At 73.3% G+C, this 16,161-nt stretch carries 12 protein-coding genes and 3 pseudogenes; 4 read left to right on the top strand and 11 right to left on the bottom strand.

The features are described from left to right. Nucleotides 1–280: 280 nt before the first annotated feature. Nucleotides 281–454: pseudogene (locus tag AB0B40_RS15675) on the top strand (hypothetical protein); the annotation flags it as partial. Nucleotides 455–590: 136 nt separating this feature from the next. Here the strand turns inward: AB0B40_RS15675 and AB0B40_RS15680 are convergent. Together AB0B40_RS15680 and AB0B40_RS15685 are read right to left on the bottom strand one after the other, a co-directional pair. Then, nucleotides 591–1,229 (bottom strand): DedA family protein, encoded by a 639-nt coding sequence (locus AB0B40_RS15680; RefSeq protein WP_362264106.1) that lies wholly within the window; start codon nucleotides 1,227–1,229, stop codon nucleotides 591–593. Next, nucleotides 1,226–1,492, bottom strand: a complete 267-nt coding sequence (locus AB0B40_RS15685; RefSeq protein WP_362264107.1) for a hypothetical protein — start codon at nucleotides 1,490–1,492, stop codon at nucleotides 1,226–1,228. Before AB0B40_RS15685 ends, AB0B40_RS15680 begins: the two co-directional genes overlap by 4 nt. A gap of 404 nt (nucleotides 1,493–1,896) precedes the next feature. On the opposite strand from AB0B40_RS15685, the gene AB0B40_RS15690 reads away from it, so the two are divergent. Continuing rightward, nucleotides 1,897–2,421: a peptidylprolyl isomerase gene (locus tag AB0B40_RS15690; protein WP_345054560.1), complete on the top strand. Its 525-nt coding sequence runs from the start codon at nucleotides 1,897–1,899 to the stop codon at nucleotides 2,419–2,421. Between the two features lie 186 nt (nucleotides 2,422–2,607). Here the strand turns inward: AB0B40_RS15690 and AB0B40_RS15695 are convergent, their stop codons facing one another. The 6 genes and pseudogenes from AB0B40_RS15695 to xylB form a co-directional block, all read right to left on the bottom strand. Then, nucleotides 2,608–4,131 carry an aldehyde dehydrogenase family protein gene (locus tag AB0B40_RS15695; protein ID WP_362264108.1) on the bottom strand — a complete coding sequence of 508 codons (1,524 nt, stop codon included), beginning with the start codon at nucleotides 4,129–4,131 and terminating at the stop codon, nucleotides 2,608–2,610. Between the two features lie 77 nt (nucleotides 4,132–4,208). After that, nucleotides 4,209–5,513: a GAF domain-containing protein gene (locus tag AB0B40_RS15700; protein ID WP_345054607.1), complete on the bottom strand. Its 1,305-nt coding sequence runs from the start codon at nucleotides 5,511–5,513 to the stop codon at nucleotides 4,209–4,211. Between the two features lie 178 nt (nucleotides 5,514–5,691). Further along, nucleotides 5,692–6,294, bottom strand: a complete 603-nt coding sequence (locus AB0B40_RS15705; RefSeq protein WP_345054802.1) for an N-acetylmuramoyl-L-alanine amidase — start codon at nucleotides 6,292–6,294, stop codon at nucleotides 5,692–5,694. A gap of 81 nt (nucleotides 6,295–6,375) precedes the next feature. Beyond that, nucleotides 6,376–6,576, bottom strand: a pseudogene (locus AB0B40_RS15710) (acetamidase); the annotation flags it as partial. Between the two features lie 446 nt (nucleotides 6,577–7,022). Next, nucleotides 7,023–8,231, bottom strand: a complete 1,209-nt coding sequence (locus AB0B40_RS15715; protein WP_362264109.1) for an ROK family transcriptional regulator — start codon at nucleotides 8,229–8,231, stop codon at nucleotides 7,023–7,025. A gap of 51 nt (nucleotides 8,232–8,282) precedes the next feature. After that, on the bottom strand, nucleotides 8,283–9,728 hold the full coding sequence (xylB, locus tag AB0B40_RS15720) for a xylulokinase (RefSeq protein WP_345054612.1): 1,446 nt from the start codon (nucleotides 9,726–9,728) through the stop codon (nucleotides 8,283–8,285). Between the two features lie 155 nt (nucleotides 9,729–9,883). Between xylB and xylA the strand changes: the two genes are divergently transcribed. Further along, nucleotides 9,884–11,050, top strand: a complete 1,167-nt coding sequence (gene xylA, locus AB0B40_RS15725) for a xylose isomerase (protein WP_345054615.1) — start codon at nucleotides 9,884–9,886, stop codon at nucleotides 11,048–11,050. A 62-nt stretch (nucleotides 11,051–11,112) separates the two neighbouring features. Here xylA and AB0B40_RS15730 read toward each other — a convergent pair. From AB0B40_RS15730 to AB0B40_RS15740, 3 genes and pseudogenes are all read right to left on the bottom strand, one after another. Beyond that, nucleotides 11,113–11,271: pseudogene (locus AB0B40_RS15730) on the bottom strand (esterase-like activity of phytase family protein); the annotation flags it as partial. A 131-nt stretch (nucleotides 11,272–11,402) separates the two neighbouring features. Beyond that, the gene (locus tag AB0B40_RS15735; RefSeq protein ID WP_362264110.1) at nucleotides 11,403–12,704 is read right to left on the bottom strand and encodes an SWF or SNF family helicase; all 1,302 of its coding nucleotides are present in this window, start codon (nucleotides 12,702–12,704) and stop codon (nucleotides 11,403–11,405) included. Continuing rightward, entirely contained in the window at nucleotides 12,701–15,583 is a 2,883-nt protein-coding gene (locus AB0B40_RS15740; protein WP_362264111.1) for a DEAD/DEAH box helicase, read from the bottom strand. Before AB0B40_RS15740 ends, AB0B40_RS15735 begins: the two co-directional genes overlap by 4 nt. A gap of 257 nt (nucleotides 15,584–15,840) precedes the next feature. On the opposite strand from AB0B40_RS15740, the gene AB0B40_RS15745 reads away from it, so the two are divergent. Next, nucleotides 15,841–16,023 (top strand): hypothetical protein, encoded by a 183-nt coding sequence (locus AB0B40_RS15745; protein WP_345054623.1) that lies wholly within the window; start codon nucleotides 15,841–15,843, stop codon nucleotides 16,021–16,023. Nucleotides 16,024–16,161 lie beyond the last annotated feature (138 nt).

Consider the following 16,161-nt stretch of genomic DNA (forward strand, 5'->3'; position numbering starts at 1 on the left):
CGGCGCGCCGTGGCGGGCGGCGGGCGTGAAGAGGCCACCCACGCCGTCGGCGACGCGGCCGTGCGCCACGTGCTGGACTCGGTGGAGAAGGTGCAGGCGGAGACGGGCCGGGCGGACGGCCCGGGCGTCGTACGGCACCGGGTCCCGGGCGCGACGGCTCGGCGAGGAACGGGCGGGGACGGGTGGGGCGGGCGTTTCGCCGCTGCGATCTGTGGGAGGCCGGGGCGCGGGCCGTCCCCGGCTCCGGCCGGCCCATCGCGCCGTACCCGCCGCCGCGGTCATGGCCGTGGCCCGGCACCGCAGGCCCGCCGGCCTCTCCCTGCCCCCGCACGGCCCCGGCCAGGCGCTCACCCCGCTCCAGGCGCTCACCCCGCTCCAGGCGCGCCAGGGCATGACCGTCGCCGCCGCCCGGGTCGCGGGGGAGGAGGACCGGGCCGGACGGCTCGCCCCCGGCCACCGCGCCGACCTCACGGCGCCGGCCGACGAGCCGCTGCGGCTGCCCGACACCGGACTGGCCGGGCTGCCGGTGGTGCGGTGCCGGCGGGGGGAGCACGCACCGGGCGGCGCGGCTGTAGCGCCCGTCGAGGGGGTCACTCCGAGGAGTCACGCCGCTCCCGGCGGGCGCGGCGGGCCTCCGGCAGCAGCGGCAGCAGCGACAGGACGACGACCACGGCCACCAGCGGCAGCAGATAGTCGTCGATGTGCGGGACGGAGGCGCCCAGGGTGTACCCGGCGAGGACCAGCGTCTGCGACCACAGCACACCGCCGACGGCCTGCCAGAGCGTGAAGGCCCGCGCGGGCACGCCCAGGGCCCCGGCCACCGGGTGCAGGACCGACCGCAGCAGCGGCACGAACCGGCCGATCACCAGTGCCTTGCCGTGGCCGTAGCGGGCCAGCAGCCCCTCCGCGCGCCGCGCCGCGTCCTTCACCCGCCGGCTGGACGTACGCGCCAGCAGCGCCCGTCCGCCGTGCCGTCCGATCAGGTACCCCAGCTGAGCGCCCGCCACCGCCCCGACGGCTGCGCACAGCAGCACCTCCCACAGCGCCATCCGCGCCGGTTGCTGGGCGCTGCCCGCGCACAGCACCCCGGCCGGGAACAGCAGCGTGTCACCGGGCAGGAAGAAGCCGACGACCAGCAGGCCCGACTCGGCGAAGGTCACCACCAGGACACCCAGCGCGCCGAAGGCGGCCAGCACCGAGGCGCTGTCCATCGGATTGACGGCTATCACCGGCCGAGCCTCCTGGCCCCCTCGCGGACCTGTCCGCTCCCCAGCATGGCCCGACCGGCGCCGCCGTGCGCGCCGGTCGGGAACGTACTGGAACCGATGCCCGTGCCGGACCGGCCGAGCTGGTCGGCCGGGATGCAGCGGGGCATGCTGTGCACCGGCCTGGAGGCCGAGGGCACGATGACCCTCGCGGGGATGCCGGCCCTGTCCGGTGCGGCCTGCGGACCGGGGACGCCCCTCACGTCGAACAGCTGCACGGAGACCATGCCGCCCGGCTTGGACCCGTACGGCGTAGTCGGCGTCGACGATGCAGGCCGGTGCCCGGGCTCCGGTGGGCTGTCGGGGCGGTCCCCTCGTGATCAATACACCTAGGAGGCGGATGTGGCTTGTGGGCGGGTTCTCGCCCGCGGGGCCGCGCCTTAGACTGCGACGGCTCCGAAGCCTGGCGATCTTTTGGAGGGTGTGCAGGATGAACCGAGCTCTCATGACCGCATTGACGGCAGCAGCGTTGGTCGTGTCCGGGGGTAGCACCACCGCCTCCGCTTCCGCTGCCCCGCCGCGAACGACGCACGGTCCTTGCCAGTACACCCAGACCCCGGACGAGCCGGCGGCGCGGCGGGTTCCCCTGCCGCCCGACCCGCGGCACACCCCCAGCCACGGCACGGTCGGTATGGCTGTCCGGACCAGCCAGGGCCCGCTCCCGCTGCGTCTGGACCGGGTGAAGGCGCCGTGCACGGTCCAGAGCTTCGTGCACCTGGCGCGGCACCGGTTCTACGACCGTACGGTGTGCCATCGGCTGACGGCGTATCCGACGCTGAAGGTCCTGCAGTGTGGCGACCCGACCGGCACTGGTGAGGGTGGGCCGGGGTACGAGTACAAGGACGAGCTGCCGGTGGACCTGCCGCCGGCACCGAGCGATCCCACCGGCGTCCGTCGCCTTTACGGGCGCGGTCTGCTGGCGATGGCCAACGCCGGTCCGAACACGAACGGTTCGCAGTTCTTCGTCGTCTACGGCGACTCCGCGCTGCGACCCAACTACACGGTGTTCGGCACTGTCGGTGCCGCCGGTCTGGAGACGCTCGACAAGATCGCTGCTGGCGGTATCGAGCCAACTGCGCAGGACCCGGCGCCTGTCGACGGCACGCCCGTGCTGCGGACCGAGCTGCTCAGCGTCCGGCCGTCCTGCCGGCCCTGATGAACTTGCGGTGCGGTCACCGTGGGTCCAGCTACCTGCCTGGTCTCACGGTGAGCGTCGCATCAAGGACGGCAAGACCCGGCGTCTAGTCGTCCGTTGCCTCGAACGCTACGCCTGGTCGAGAGCGAGCTGAGCGAAAGGCGCCTGACGGGTGAAGACCCAGGTCAGGCGCCTTTTCGAGGGCGTCTAGAAGAAGCCCAGCCTCTTCGGCGAGTACGACACCAGCAGATTCTTCGTCTGCTGGTAGTGCTCCAGCATCATCTTGTGGGTCTCGCGGCCGATCCCGGACTGCTTGTAACCGCCGAACGCCGCGTGCGCGGGGTAGGCGTGGTAACAGTTGGTCCACACCCGGCCCGCCTGAATCGCGCGGCCCGCGCGGTACGCGGTGTTGATGTCCCGGGTCCACACGCCCGCGCCCAGCCCGTACAGCGTGTCGTTGGCGATCTTGATCGCGTCGTCGAAGTCGTCGAAGGAGGCCACCGAGACGACCGGGCCGAAGATCTCCTCCTGGAAGATCCGCATACGGTTGTCGCCCTCGAAGATGGTCGGCTGGACGTAGTACCCGCCCTTCAGCTCCCCCTCATGCTCGATGCGTTCACCACCCGTGAGGATCCTCGCGCCCTCCTGCCGGCCGATGTCCAGGTAGGAGAGGATCTTCTCCAGCTGGTCGTTGGAGGCCTGAGCGCCGATCATGGTGTCGGTGTCCAGCGGGTGACCCGGCTTGATGCGGCGGGTGCGCTCGACGGCCGCCTCCAGGAACTCCCCGTAGTGACCGCGCTGGACCAGCGCGCGGGACGGGCAGGTGCAGACCTCGCCCTGGTTGAGGGCGAACATCGTGAAGCCTTCGAGCGCCTTGTCGCGGAAGTCGTCGTCGTGCGCCCACACGTCGTCGAAGAAGATGTTCGGTGACTTCCCGCCCAGTTCCAGGGTGACCGGCTTGATGTTCTCCGAGGCGTACTGCATGATCAGCCGGCCCGTCGTGGTCTCCCCGGTGAACGCGACCTTCGCCACCCGCGCACTGGACGCCAGCGGCTTGCCCGCCTCCACGCCGAAACCGTTGACGACGTTCAGGACACCCGGCGGCAGCAGGTCGGCGACCAGGCTCAGCCAGTAGTGGATGGAGGCCGGGGTCTGCTCGGCCGGCTTGAGCACGACCGCGTTCCCCGCGGCCAGCGCCGGCGCGAGCTTCCAGGTCGCCATGAGAATGGGGAAGTTCCACGGGATGATCTGCGCGACGACCCCGAGCGGCTCGTGGAAGTGGTACGCCACCGTGTCGTCGTCGATCTCACCCAGCGAACCCTCCTGGGCCCGGATCGCTCCCGCGAAATAGCGGAAGTGGTCGATGGCGAGCGGGATGTCGGCCGCCAGCGTCTCCCGCACCGGCTTGCCGTTCTCCCAGCTCTCGGCCACCGCCAGCCGCTCCAGGTTCGCCTCCATCCGCTCGGCGATCTTCAACAGGATGTCGGAGCGCTCCGCCACCGGCGTACGGCCCCACCCGGGTGCCGCCTCGTGCGCCGCGTCCAGCGCCCGCTCGACGTCCTCCGCGGTACCGCGCGCGACCTCCGTGAAGGGCTGCCCGTTGACCGGCGACGGGTTCTCGAAGTACTGCCCCCGCGTCGGCGGCACATAGGCGCCGCCGATGAAGTGGTCGTAGCGGGGCTGGTAGGAGACGATCGCGCCCTCGGTCCCCGGCGCCGCGTAACGAGTCATCCTGGTCTGCCTCCCGGTCCGGCGCTGCCCGCCGTTGGACAGCTCTCGGCGTGAGGCTAGACAGGCGGACGTTGCAGTTACGTTGCGCAGGACCACGGCCGCTGCCCACCGCGGTGCCGCCACTGTGGCCGGCCCGCCGGCGCCGCCAACTCGGCCTCCAGCGCGGCGAGCCGCGCGCGGACCGGGGCCGTCGGGCGCACCGCGGCGAGCGCCCGCCACACCTCCACGTCGTCCTCCCCCCACGGCGCGTGCGCCCAGTCCGCCAGCAGGTCGGGGTCGCCGTGCGCGACCAACGCCGCACGCAGTCCGCCGGAGAGCCGCTCCCGGAGCCGGACGACGGCCGGGGCCTGCGATCCGGGCAGCAGCGGGCCGGTGTACGCCTCCGCCGCCGCGATGAGCGAACCCGTCTCCAGACGCCGCTCCACCACGGTGGCGTCCGACTCGACCGCGGCCGTCAGCCGGTACGGCCGTGAAGCGAGCAGTCCCGGGCCCAACAGCCTTCGCAGCCGCGCCAGTTCGGCCCGGAGCGTCACCGGGGGCACCGACTCGTCCGCGTACAGCGCGCACAGCAGCTGGTCACCGCTCAGACCCTCGGGATGCCGGGACAGCAGCACGAGGATCTCGCTGTGCCGACGGCTGAGTCTCATCCGTCGTCCGTCAAGGGTCAGCTCGGCCTCGTCCCGGCCGAGTGCGCTCAGCGAGGGAGCCGTCTCGGGGTGCGGCGGGACGAGCAGGGCGAGCTGTGCCTCCGCGGCGCGCGCGACCGCCTGCACGAAGCCGAGGCTGTGGGGGTGGGCGAGCCCGTCCCCGCCGGTGATGTCCACGGCTCCCAGGACACGTCCGGTGCGTGGATCGTGCACGGGAGCGGCGGCGCACGTCCATGGCTGCACCCGCCGTATGAAGTGCTCCGCGGCGAACACCTGCACCGGCCGGTCCAGGGCGACCGCGGTGCCCGGCGCGTTGGTGCCGACCGCGCTCTCCGACCAGCGGGCCCCGGGGACGAAGTTCATCCGGTCCGCGCGGCGCCGGGTCGCCGTGTGCCCTTCCACCCACAACAGCCTGCCGTGTGCGTCACACACCGCCAGCAGATGCTCCCCGTCGGCCGCGAACGTCCCCATCAGCTCGCGGAACAGGGGCATCACCCGGGCCAGCGGGTGCTCCGCGCGGTAGGTGCCGAGGTCGCCGTCGGTCAACTCCACGCTGGCGGTGCCGTCCGGCCCGACACCGGCCCGCGCGCTGCGCCGCCACGACTCCGCCACCACCGACCGCACCGGACGTGGCACCGTGCCCACCGCGGTGAACGTCTCGTGCGCCCGGCGCAGCGCCCGGACACGCTCGGCGGGGTCGGCCCCTGGCTCCAGGGCAACCCACGGATCGGTCAACTCGGCCTCCCTGGACGGTGAATCGTCGGCGTCTGCGGTGCGGTACACGAAGGGTGGTGATGTCGGGTCCGGCGGACCGGGCGGCGACGCGGGCGGCTCGGTGGTGCCACGACGACCGGGACCATCGTCACCCCGGGGATGCGTCCGGACAACCGCGGCGTCGGCTGACCGCCTGCGGCTAGGAGAAGTTGACCATTCTGATGTAGCGCACCCAGTCCCAGTACGGACCGGGGTCGGTGTGATCGGTGCCCGGCACCTGGTAGTGGCCGATGATGTGCTCCCTGTCCCGGGGAAGGCCGTACGTGGCGCAGATGGCCGCTGTGAGTCTCGCCGACTGCTCGTAGAGCGCGTCGGTGAAGTAGGCGGGCTGATCCACCCAGCCCTCGTGCTCGATGCCGATGCTGCGGGTGTTGTAGGTCCAGTTGCCCGCGTGCCAGGCGATGTCTGCCTCGCGCACGCACTGGGCGACGTGCCCGTCCACCGAACGGACCAGGTAGTGCGCGGAGACCTTCTTCTGCGGATTGGCGAAGATCGCCAGCGCGTTGGTGTACGTCTCCTGGGTGACGTGGATGATCACACGGTCGATGGCGTAGTCGCCGGGGCGGTCGGACACCGTGTAGTTGGAAGCGCTCGCCGGATGCCACTCCGCGGGCGGGTAGTCGACGGCTCCGCTCTGTGCTCCGGCACGCGGGTCGGGAAGCAGAGCGTAGGGGGCGGCGGCGAGTGCCGCGCCCTTCAGCAGCAGTCGCCGTCGGCTGAGCCGCGGCTTGGCTCGGTCCATGTCCATGACGGGATGCCTTTCGGGAGGCCTCAGGGAGGCCGTTCGGGAGTCAGGGTCGCGGTCAGGGGCGCGGGGGAGAGGTCATCCGCGCAGGGCCCGCGCGGTCTCCCTCAGCCGTGCGTGCACGCCGCGGTACGTCTCCCCGGCGGGCAGCCACTTCTTGCGGAGCTTGGCCACGCACGTGTAGTTCGTGTCGCATACGTTGGCCAACGGTGATTCGACCGCCTGGGTTGCGAATTGGTACGTGTCCAGCTCACTGGACCCGTAGTCGCGCACCAGCCACCAGGTTCCGGGCGCACGGTGAGGATCCGGGGGTCGGTCATCGCGGGCATGGCTCCCTTCGGGTGGTCGGGCGAGGGCGGAAGGGGAATTCGGGGCGGGCGCGCATCGCTGTCACCTGCGTGACGGGTGGTCTACATGAGTCTCCCCGGGGCGTGTTAGTCGGCTGCCACCCGCTGGTGCTCTCGGGGTCGCTCATTTCGCGGGTGAACGCCTGTAGATGACGGCCCGTCGGCCTGTGGTCACGTGAATCACGGTACGGCGCAGCCCCGTTGGGCAGAAGGGCATCACGCGGTTCCGTGGACAGGTCGCGGCTTGTGGACAACTCGCTCACCCGACCGGGCGAGGGGTGGGGAGGGCTGCGGGCCGCAGAGGCGTATGTCCCCGGCCGTGTCCGACGGTCCGGCGAGCGCATCGGCCGTCAAGCTCCGCAGGCGGCCCGGGGTGCTTCAGGGTCGTTCCGCCACCACGGCCGGGTCGTCCAGGACCGCCCTGATCACCGAGCGCGCGGCACCCAGCAGCGGGCCCTGCGAACCCAGCCGGGACACCGTCACCGGGCACGCCGTGTCCGCCGTACGGGCCGCCAGCTCGCTCTCGAGCGCCGGCAGCAGCCACGGCGCCAGGCCGGCCAGGGCTCCACCCAGGACCACCGTCTCGGGATCCAGCAGATTCACCGCTCCGGTCAGCGCGATACCCAGGGCCGTACCGGCATCCCGCAGGGCTCCCCGTACCCTCTCGTCGCCCGCCTCGGCACGCTCCGTGAGCAGGCCGACCGGATCCTCCCGCCGTTCCAGCCCTGCCGCGCGCAGCACCGCCTCCTCGCCCGCGTACTGTTCCAGACATCCCCGGCCGCCGCACGGGCAGGCAGGACCGTCCGGCCACACGGGCACATGGCCCAGCTCCCCCGCGTAGCCGCGGGTGCCGCGCAGCAGCCGGCCGTCCACGACCACGGCGGCACCGATGCCGATCTCGGCCGACACGTGCAGGAAGTCACCGAGGGCGCCGGCGCCGAGCCACAGCTCGGCCACGGCGCCGAAGTTGGCCTCGTTGTCCACGGTCAGGGGCCAGTCGCCGGGCAGCAGCGCGCCGAGGTCGGTGTCGTGCCAGTCGAGGTTCGGGGCCCGTACGACCGTCCGGCCGTCCCTGGCCACCAGCCCGGGCACGGCGACCGCGAGCCCCGCGGGCCAGAGGTCCGCCCGCTCCGCCTCCGCGACGACCCGGCGGACCAGTGCCGTCAGATCCTCGATGACGGCCTGCGGTGCCCGGCCCCGGTTGGCGCCGCGCCGTACGGCCCGCGCCCGGACCTCGCCGCGCAGGTCGACCGCGCAGACCGCGAGGTGGTCGACGCCGATCTCCGCACCGATTCCCGCCGGCCCCCGCCCGCTCACCGCGAGCGCCGACCCCGGCCGGCCGACCCGGCCGGGCCGCTCCGGGCCCAGTTCCTCCAGCAGCCCCCAGCGGATCAGCTCGTCCACCAGCGTCGACACCGCCGCACGGGTCAGACCGATCCGCGTGGCGACCGCCGCCCGCGACAGCGGACCCTCCGCGCTCACGGCGTGCAGCACTCGGGCGAGGTTGCGTCGGCGCATGCCCTGCTGGGTGTCCGGCAGGACGCGTCCGGTGCCCGGCGGGCGCGCGTCGTGCAGCGGTGCGGTCATGCCTCCGTCAATCCTCGGTCTCTGCCGCCCGGCTGTGCGTGGGCGGTTTGCTCACTGGGCCCCGGCCCGCCGCTCCAGCAGCGGGGCCGCGTCGGAGAGTACCCCGGTGATCCGGTCCAGCGTCGCCCCGTCCCGCTCCACGGCCTCCAGCACCGGCCCCGCGGCCGTGTTCCAGCGACGGGCCACCGCCGCGGGGTCCTCGCCGGTCAGGAGCCCGGCCGCTTGCGCCGCCGCCCCCAGAGCGACCAGTTCCCCCGCCTCCGGGATCCGGACGGGCCGCCCGGAGAGCCGGCGCACGGTCTGCTGCCAGGCCGTCCCGCGGGCTCCGCCGCCGATCAGGAGCAGCGGGGCGCCGCGGTCCGCGTCCTCGTCGAGGACCAGGTCGAGGGCCCCGAGCAGCGCGTGCACCGCCCCGTCGTAGGCGGCCTGCAACAACTGGCCCGCGGTCGTGTCATGGCGCAGCCCGTGCAGCACCCCGGAGGCGTGCGGCAGGTTCGGGGTGCGCTCACCGTCCAGGTACGGCAGCAGTGTCGCGGAGCCGCCGGGTTCCACCGCCTCGCGGTCCAGGCCGAGCAGGGCCGCCACTCGGTCCACCGCGAGGGTGCAGTTCAGGGTGCAGGCCAGGGGCAGCCAGTCCCCGCGCGCGTCGGCGAAGCCCGCCACCGTGCCGGTCGGGTCGGCGGGGCGCCGCTCGGAGACGGCGTAGACCGTGCCGGAGGTGCCGAGGCTCAGCACCGGGGTGCCGGGCCGCAGACCGAGACCCAGTGCCGCCGCCGCGTTGTCGCCGGTGCCGGGGGCCACCAGCGTGCCCTTGGAGAACGGAAGCTCGTGGCTGTCGCGCACGGTGCCCACCACCTCGCCCGGCCGTGCCACCCGGGGCAGCAGCGCGGGGTCGAGACCGATGTGCGCGAGGGTCTCCTCGTCGTACGCCTCCGTGCCGGACGCCCACCAGCCGGTGCCGGAGGCATCACCGCGGTCGGTGGTGCCCTGCCCGGTCAGGCGCTCGGTGAGGTAGTCGTGGGGGAGCCGGACCGCCCTGGTGGCGCGGACCGCGTCGGGCTCGTGCTCGGCGAGCCACGCCCACTTGGCGGCCGTGAAGGACGCGCCGGGCACGCTGCCGGTGCGCTCCGCCCAGGCCTTCGGTCCGCCCAGTTCCTCCACGAGACGGCGGGCCTGGGGCGCGGAGCGGACGTCGTTCCACAGCAGCGCCGGACGCACCGGATCCCCGTTCTCGTCCAGGGTGACCAGGCCGTGCTGCTGGCCGCCGATCGACACGGCCGCCGCCTCGTGCGCCGCATCCCCGCACTGGCGCAGGGCCCCGCACAGCGCGTCCCACCACTGTCGCGGATCACTCTCCCGGCCCACCCCGGTGGTCACCGTGTGCGGGGCCTGGCCGGCGGCCACGACACGCCCGGTGGCCGCGTCCACGACCAGTGCCTTCGTGGACTGGGTGGACGTGTCCACCCCGACGACGAGCGGACCCTCGGCTGCTGACATCGGGCTCTCCCTCTTCCGCGGCTCCGCGGGACGTGCGGTGGGCTGTCGAAGACACCTTGCTGTCGAGGACATCTTGTCTCTTCCCAGCGGTGCGCCCGCATACTAATTTGTAAACGGCCATGACGAAATAGTCGTACGCAGCAAGGAGCCGCGGCATGAACTACCAGCCCACCCCCGAGGACAGGTTCACCTTCGGCCTGTGGACCGTCGGCTGGCAGGGAAGGGACCCGTTCGGCGACGCCACCCGCCGCGCCCTCGACCCGGTCGAGACGGTGCGGCGCCTGTCCGAACTCGGTGCCTACGGAGTGACCTTCCACGACGACGACCTGATCCCCTTCGGCTCCTCGGACACCGAGCGTGAGTCGCACGTCAAGCGGTTCCGCCAGGCCCTGGACGCCACCGGCATGACCGTCCCGATGGCCACCACGAACCTCTTCACGCACCCCGTCTTCAAGGACGGCGCGTTCACCGCGAACGACCGCGACGTGCGCCGTTACGCCCTCCGCAAGACGATCCGCAACATCGACCTGGCGGCGGAACTGGGAGCGCGGACCTACGTCGCCTGGGGTGGGCGTGAGGGCGCCGAGTCCGGGGCCGCGAAGGACGTACGCGCCGCACTGGACCGCATGAAAGAGGCGTTCGACCTCCTCGGCGAGTACGTCACCTCCCAGGGCTACGACCTGCGCTTCGCGATCGAGCCCAAGCCGAACGAGCCCCGCGGCGACATCCTGCTGCCCACGGTCGGCCACGCGCTGGCCTTCATCGAGCGCCTTGAGCGGCCTGAGCTGTACGGCGTCAACCCGGAGGTCGGCCATGAGCAGATGGCCGGCCTGAACTTCCCGCACGGCATCGCGCAGGCCCTGTGGGCGGGCAAGCTCTTCCACATCGACCTCAACGGCCAGTCCGGCATCAAGTACGACCAGGACCTGCGGTTCGGCGCCGGCGACCTGCGGGCCGCCTTCTGGCTGGTCGACCTGCTGGAGAGCGCCGGCTACGAAGGTCCCCGCCACTTCGACTTCAAGCCGCCGCGGACCGAGGATCTCGACGGCGTGTGGGCGTCGGCGGCCGGCTGCATGCGCAACTACCTGATCCTGAAGGAGAGGGCGGCCGCGTTCCGTGCCGACCCGGAGGTGCGGGAGGCGCTGCGCGCGTCGCGACTGGACCAGCTGGCCCGGCCGACCGCGGCCGAGGGCCTGCAGGCCCTGCTCGCCGACCGCACGGCCTTCGAGGACTTCGACGTGGAGGCGGTCGCCGCGCGCGGCATGGCCTTCGAGCACCTTGACCAGCTGGCGATGGACCACCTGCTGGGGGCGCGGGGCTGAACACGCGAGGGCCGGGACGAGCGGCAGCAGCCCACCCCGGCCCTCACGCGGCCTGCCGGCCGGTCACGTCGGGCGATGCCCTGGATCTGCCCGGGCGCCCCGGCGACTCTGCCCAGGTCCACCACGAGCTGCTTGGACAGCACCGGCACACCCGAGGTCGTCGCATCGTCCAGCCGCACCAGTGACGGAGACGTCGTGTCGTCGTCCCATCGACCGCCGAGGTCGGGCCTCCTGGGAACAAGTGCGTCGGCTGCGGACACGATTGGGCCCCACCGGAACGTCGCACGGCCGCGGGGTGAACGGCGGGGGTCCGCCGTTCGTCGGATCGCGCCGATGGCGTGGTGATGGAGCGTCAGAAGGCTGCCCCCGCAACCTCTCCGGGGTCCTCTCCCGGTTCGAGCCGTGCCGAGGCCAGTGCCGTCGCGGGATCGGGGTCCGCGCCGCCTGCCGGAACCCAGCGGCCACCCTCGTCGCGATACGGCCACCAACGGTCCTCCTGTCCGAGCCGCAGCTGAACACCCTCGTCCTGGACGGTCCACCGGTTGCCGCTCCGGTGGAACGCGGGACGCTCGTCCGGCTCCCAGGCCCCTTCCAGGGCCGCACGCGCGCGTGCGAGCGCCACGTCCTCCACCCGCCGCTCCTCGTCGAACACGGCCAGTCCCGCCGCGCCGCCGGCCCGCCAGGCGCGGACAGCCGTCGCCAGCCCGTCACCACCACGCCCGGACGCCACCGCCAGCCGCTCGGCGACGGCGGCGGGAGCCGGCCCGCACGCCAGCCGTACGGCGTCCTGGGCGGCCGTGAGTTCAGCACCGGGCGTGTCGCCGTTCAGGGCCGCCGCCAGGAGTCGGCAGGCCTCCACCGCGGTACGGCCGGCCAGGTGTTCCAGAGCCGTGGCATCGACCTGCGGCGCGGCCGCCGACCCACCGGCGAGGGACGGCGCCACACCGGGTGCCGAGGGAAGTCCCGGCAACTCGGGCAGGGGAGGAAGGATCTTCGCGGCAGCCCACGCCTCGGCCGCGTCCACCCCCCTGTGCAGGGCCGGTGTGGCGGACGGTTCCGTCCGGTGCGCGGTGCCGCGGACGTGCAACTGCGCCAGGAAGGCGTCCCTCTCCCGCCCGCGCAGCAGCAGGAGCAGGAACGGATCCTCGTCCAGCAGGAGCGCCACCTGGTGGCAGAGGGCGGCGGTGTGTCCGCAGTGGTCCCAGGCGCCGCAGTCGCACTCGGGATCGAGGTCGCCGAGGCCCGGCAGGAGGTCGATCCCCGCGGCCGCCGCATCCTCGACCAGATGGGGCGGAAGCTCCCGGTCGAGCAGCGCGGCCATGTGCCCGGCCTGCTCCACGGCGAGATCCTGGAACCGCCCCCACTCCTCGTCGGACAGCACCGGCAGCAGGATGTCGGCCCGGTGCGCCGCGTCCCCCGGGCCGCGTACGACGGCGGTGACCCGGCCCGGCCGCACGGTCACCGCGCCCACACCGCCCGCGCGCGCGAGCCGGCGCCCCGCTTTGACCGCCCCCGCTTCCAGGGCCGCGTCCTCCAGGGCCCGCAACCAGGCGCGCCCCCACCAGCTCTGGGCGAAGCCGCGCCCGCGCGCGGGCGGCAGCGCGGCGAACGTGCGTCCCTCGTCCCGCCCGTGCAGGTCGTCGTAACGGCTCATCGTGGCTCCCCGCGCAGTTCGACCAGTGCGGCCAGTTCCTCGTCCGACAGTTCCGTCAGGGCCGCCTCGCCGGTACCGAGCACGGCGTCGGCCAGCTCCCGCTTGCGGCCCAGCATCTCCGCGATACGGTCCTCCAGCGTCCCCTCGGCGATCAGCCGGTGCACCTGTACGGGACGGGTCTGCCCGATACGGTGGGCGCGGTCGGTGGCCTGCGCCTCCACCGCCGGGTTCCACCAGCGGTCGTAGTGCACGACATGCTCCGCCCGGGTGAGGTTCAGTCCCGTTCCCGCGGCCTTGAGCGACAGCAGGAAGACCGGGGCCTCGCCGGCCTGGAAGCGCTGTACCAGGGCCTCGCGCGCGGTGACCGGCGTCCCGCCGTGCAGGAGCAGCGAAGGTACGCCGCGGGCCGCCAGGTGACGTTCCAGCAGCCGCGCCATCCGCACGTACTGGGTGAAGACGAGGACGCCCGAGCCCTCCGCGAGGATGGTGCCGAGCAGTTCGTCGAGCAGCTCCAGCTTTCCTGAGCGCCCGGCCAGCCGCGGGTCGTCCTCCTTGAGGAACTGCGCGGGGTGGTTGCAGATCTGCTTCAGGCCGGTCAGCAGCCGCATGATCAGGCCCCGGCGGGCCATGTCGTCGGCGGTCGCGATGCGCTGCAGGGTCTCGCGGGTCAACGCCTCGTACAGCCCCGCCTGTTCCGCGGTGAGGGCCACCGGATGATCTGTTTCCGTCTTCGGGGGAAGTTCGGGCGCGACACCGGGGTCGGACTTGCGCCGTCGCAGCAGGAAGGGTCCGACGAGCCGAGCGAGCCGCTGCGCGGCGGCGGGGTCCCGGCCGCCCTCGACGGGCTGTGCGTACCGCGCGCGGAAGGTGCTGAGGCGGCCGAGCAGTCCGGGTGTCGTCCAGTCGAGGATCGCCCACAGCTCCGTGAGGTTGTTCTCCACGGGAGTACCGGTGAGCGCCACGCGCGCGCGTGCGCCGATCGTGCGCAGCGCCCGCGCGGTCGTGGAGTACGGGTTCTTCACGTGCTGGGCCTCATCGGCCACGATCATCCCCCAGGGCACCTCCGCCAGCCGGCCGGCGTCCAGGCGCATCGTGCCGTAGGTGGTCAGGACGAACTCACCGTCCGCCACCGAGTCGAGATCGCGTCCGGGGCCGTGGAAGCGCCGTACCGGCACGCCGGGGGCGAACCGTTCGATCTCGCGCTGCCAGTTGCCCAGCAGCGAGGCCGGGCAGACGACGAGTGCGGGTCCGGCGGCCGAGGGGTCCGTCCGGCGGTGCAGATGCAGGGCGATCAGGGTGACGGTCTTGCCGAGACCCATGTCGTCGGCCAGGCAGCAGCCCAGGCCGAAGGACGTCGTGCGGGCCAGCCAGTCGAGGCCGCGCAGCTGGTAGTCCCGCAGGGTCGCGGCGAGGCCCGGCGGCTGCCCGGTGGTGCGGGGCCGCCCGGTGGCCGTGAGCCGCTCCCGCAGCGCCTCCAGCCATCCTGTGGGCCGCACGTCGACCCGTCGGCCGTCGATCTCGGCCGAACCCGTCAGTGCCGCGGCCAGCGCCTCGACAGGAGCGAGGGAACGGTTCTGCTCGGCCCGGGCCCGCTCCGCCTCCCGCGGATCGACCAGGACCCATCCGTCACGCAGCCGGACCAAGGGACGCCTGGCCTCCGCGAGCCGGTCCAGTTCTTCCCGGGACAACTCCCGTCCGCCCAGGTCGAAGCGCCAGCTGAGCGCGACCCCGGAGTCCGCCGACAGGAACGATGACAGGGCGGAGGCGGCCCCGGGCGGGACGGTGGCGTCCTCCGGCGGGCCGATGGCCGCGTGCGGGGTGAGGCCGCGCGCCGGCTGTTTCGGCCAGTGCACGTCGACTCCCACCGCGGACAGCGCCCGTGCTCCCTCGCCCAGCAACTCGGCGATCTCGTCGTCGGCCAGGTCCACGGCGTCGGGGACGGCTGCGGAGAGCAGCGGCGTCAGCGGCGGCCAGGCGCGGGCCGCGCGGCGCAGTGCCAGCAGGGCGTCCGCACGCGCGCGTGGAGCGGATGCCGCGTGCCGGGTGTCGGCAGTGCTCCACAGGCTCGCGGCATCCAGGACGTCCGCCGAACCGCGGTGGCCGTGCACCTGGAGCACCGCGCGGAAGCGGACCGCGGGGGCGTCCGGTGCTACGTCCGGCGCTACGGCGTCCTCGAGTCCCGACGCCTCCACACGCAGCGACAGCCGCACCCCCGCGTCATGGCCGGCGGCGATGTCGTCGGCCCATGCCCGCAGCCCGGGCAGATGCCGCGGCTCGGGCGCCGTGTAGGCCGGCCCGCCGGTCAGGAGCGGGGCGGCAGGGGAGCGCGGGAGGACGTCGGCGACCGCGTCGAGGAAGGCGTGCAGCAGCCGCTCGGGGTCGGGCAGCAGCAGCGGTCCGTCCGGCGCGAGCGGCACGGCATGCGCCTCCGGAGGCATCGCCGCGGCGAGTTCGCGGACGAGTTCCGTGTCGCGCGCGGACAGCGGGCCCACCCGCCACTCGTCGTGGTCGCCGGGGGACAGCCCCGGCAGGAGCAGACCGCGCGCCAGGAAGCCCAGGGCCAGTTCGTACGCGGTGCGCCAGAAGGCGGCGGCACGGTGTTCGCCCGGCAGCCCACGCGCACGCGTGAGCGATGGAAGGGCGTTGCGGACCGGTAGCAGCAGGACGGGCCTCGGGACACGCGCGACACCGCCGTCCGCCGAGGGTATCGCCAGTTCCAGGTGAGACGGGGAGCCCCCGGCGAGTCCGGGCGGAGCCTCTCCGTCCGGCCGCCAGAACCCGAGCCGGCCGGCGCGGGCGGGATCGGACGGCAGGAACACGACGCAGCAGCAGGCCAGTTCGGACGGGCCGGAGGGTGGTGCCGTGGGGATGGTCTGCACAGCTCTCCCGGGCTCCTCAAATTTGACTACTGGGCTGGAGTCGTCGAGGGTACAGCACGGCGACGGCGGTCCGGGTCATGCCGACGCCATGACCTGGACCGCTTGACGATCTGTCCGACCGTCCGACCGTCCGCACGGCTGCGCAGCCAGTAGGGGGTGGGTTCGGGGATGTCTCAGGGTCGGGACCCGGAACCGCGGGGAGCGGGAGGCCGTTCTCAGATCAGGAAGCGGCAGTGGCCGCGAAGGAGGCGACGCTCATGTCCAAGAAAGCGAAGATCGCCGCAGGGGGCGTGGCGATCGGACTGATCCTGTTGATATGGCTGCCCTGGTGGGTGGCGTTCCTGATCGTGGTGGGGGTGCCGGTGGCCGCGTACCTCGCTCTGGACCCCTCGCAGCGGCGCAGGCTCCGCCGGGTCACCCGCAAAGAGCTCGGCCGCTGAGGCACCCGCGGGCGCCAGGGGCCGCTCGCCGAGAGGCCGGCGCATGCCAGGGGGCGGGGGCTGAGGGGGGGGCGGCGCATGCCGGGCGCCGCTCATGAAAAGCAGGTGCCCGGCAAAGGGTCGGGCGCCGAGGTGGCT

Source organism: Streptomyces sp. NPDC042638 (genome assembly GCF_040647235.1).
GTDB classification, from domain to species: Bacteria; Actinomycetota; Actinomycetes; order Streptomycetales; family Streptomycetaceae; genus Streptomyces; species Streptomyces rameus.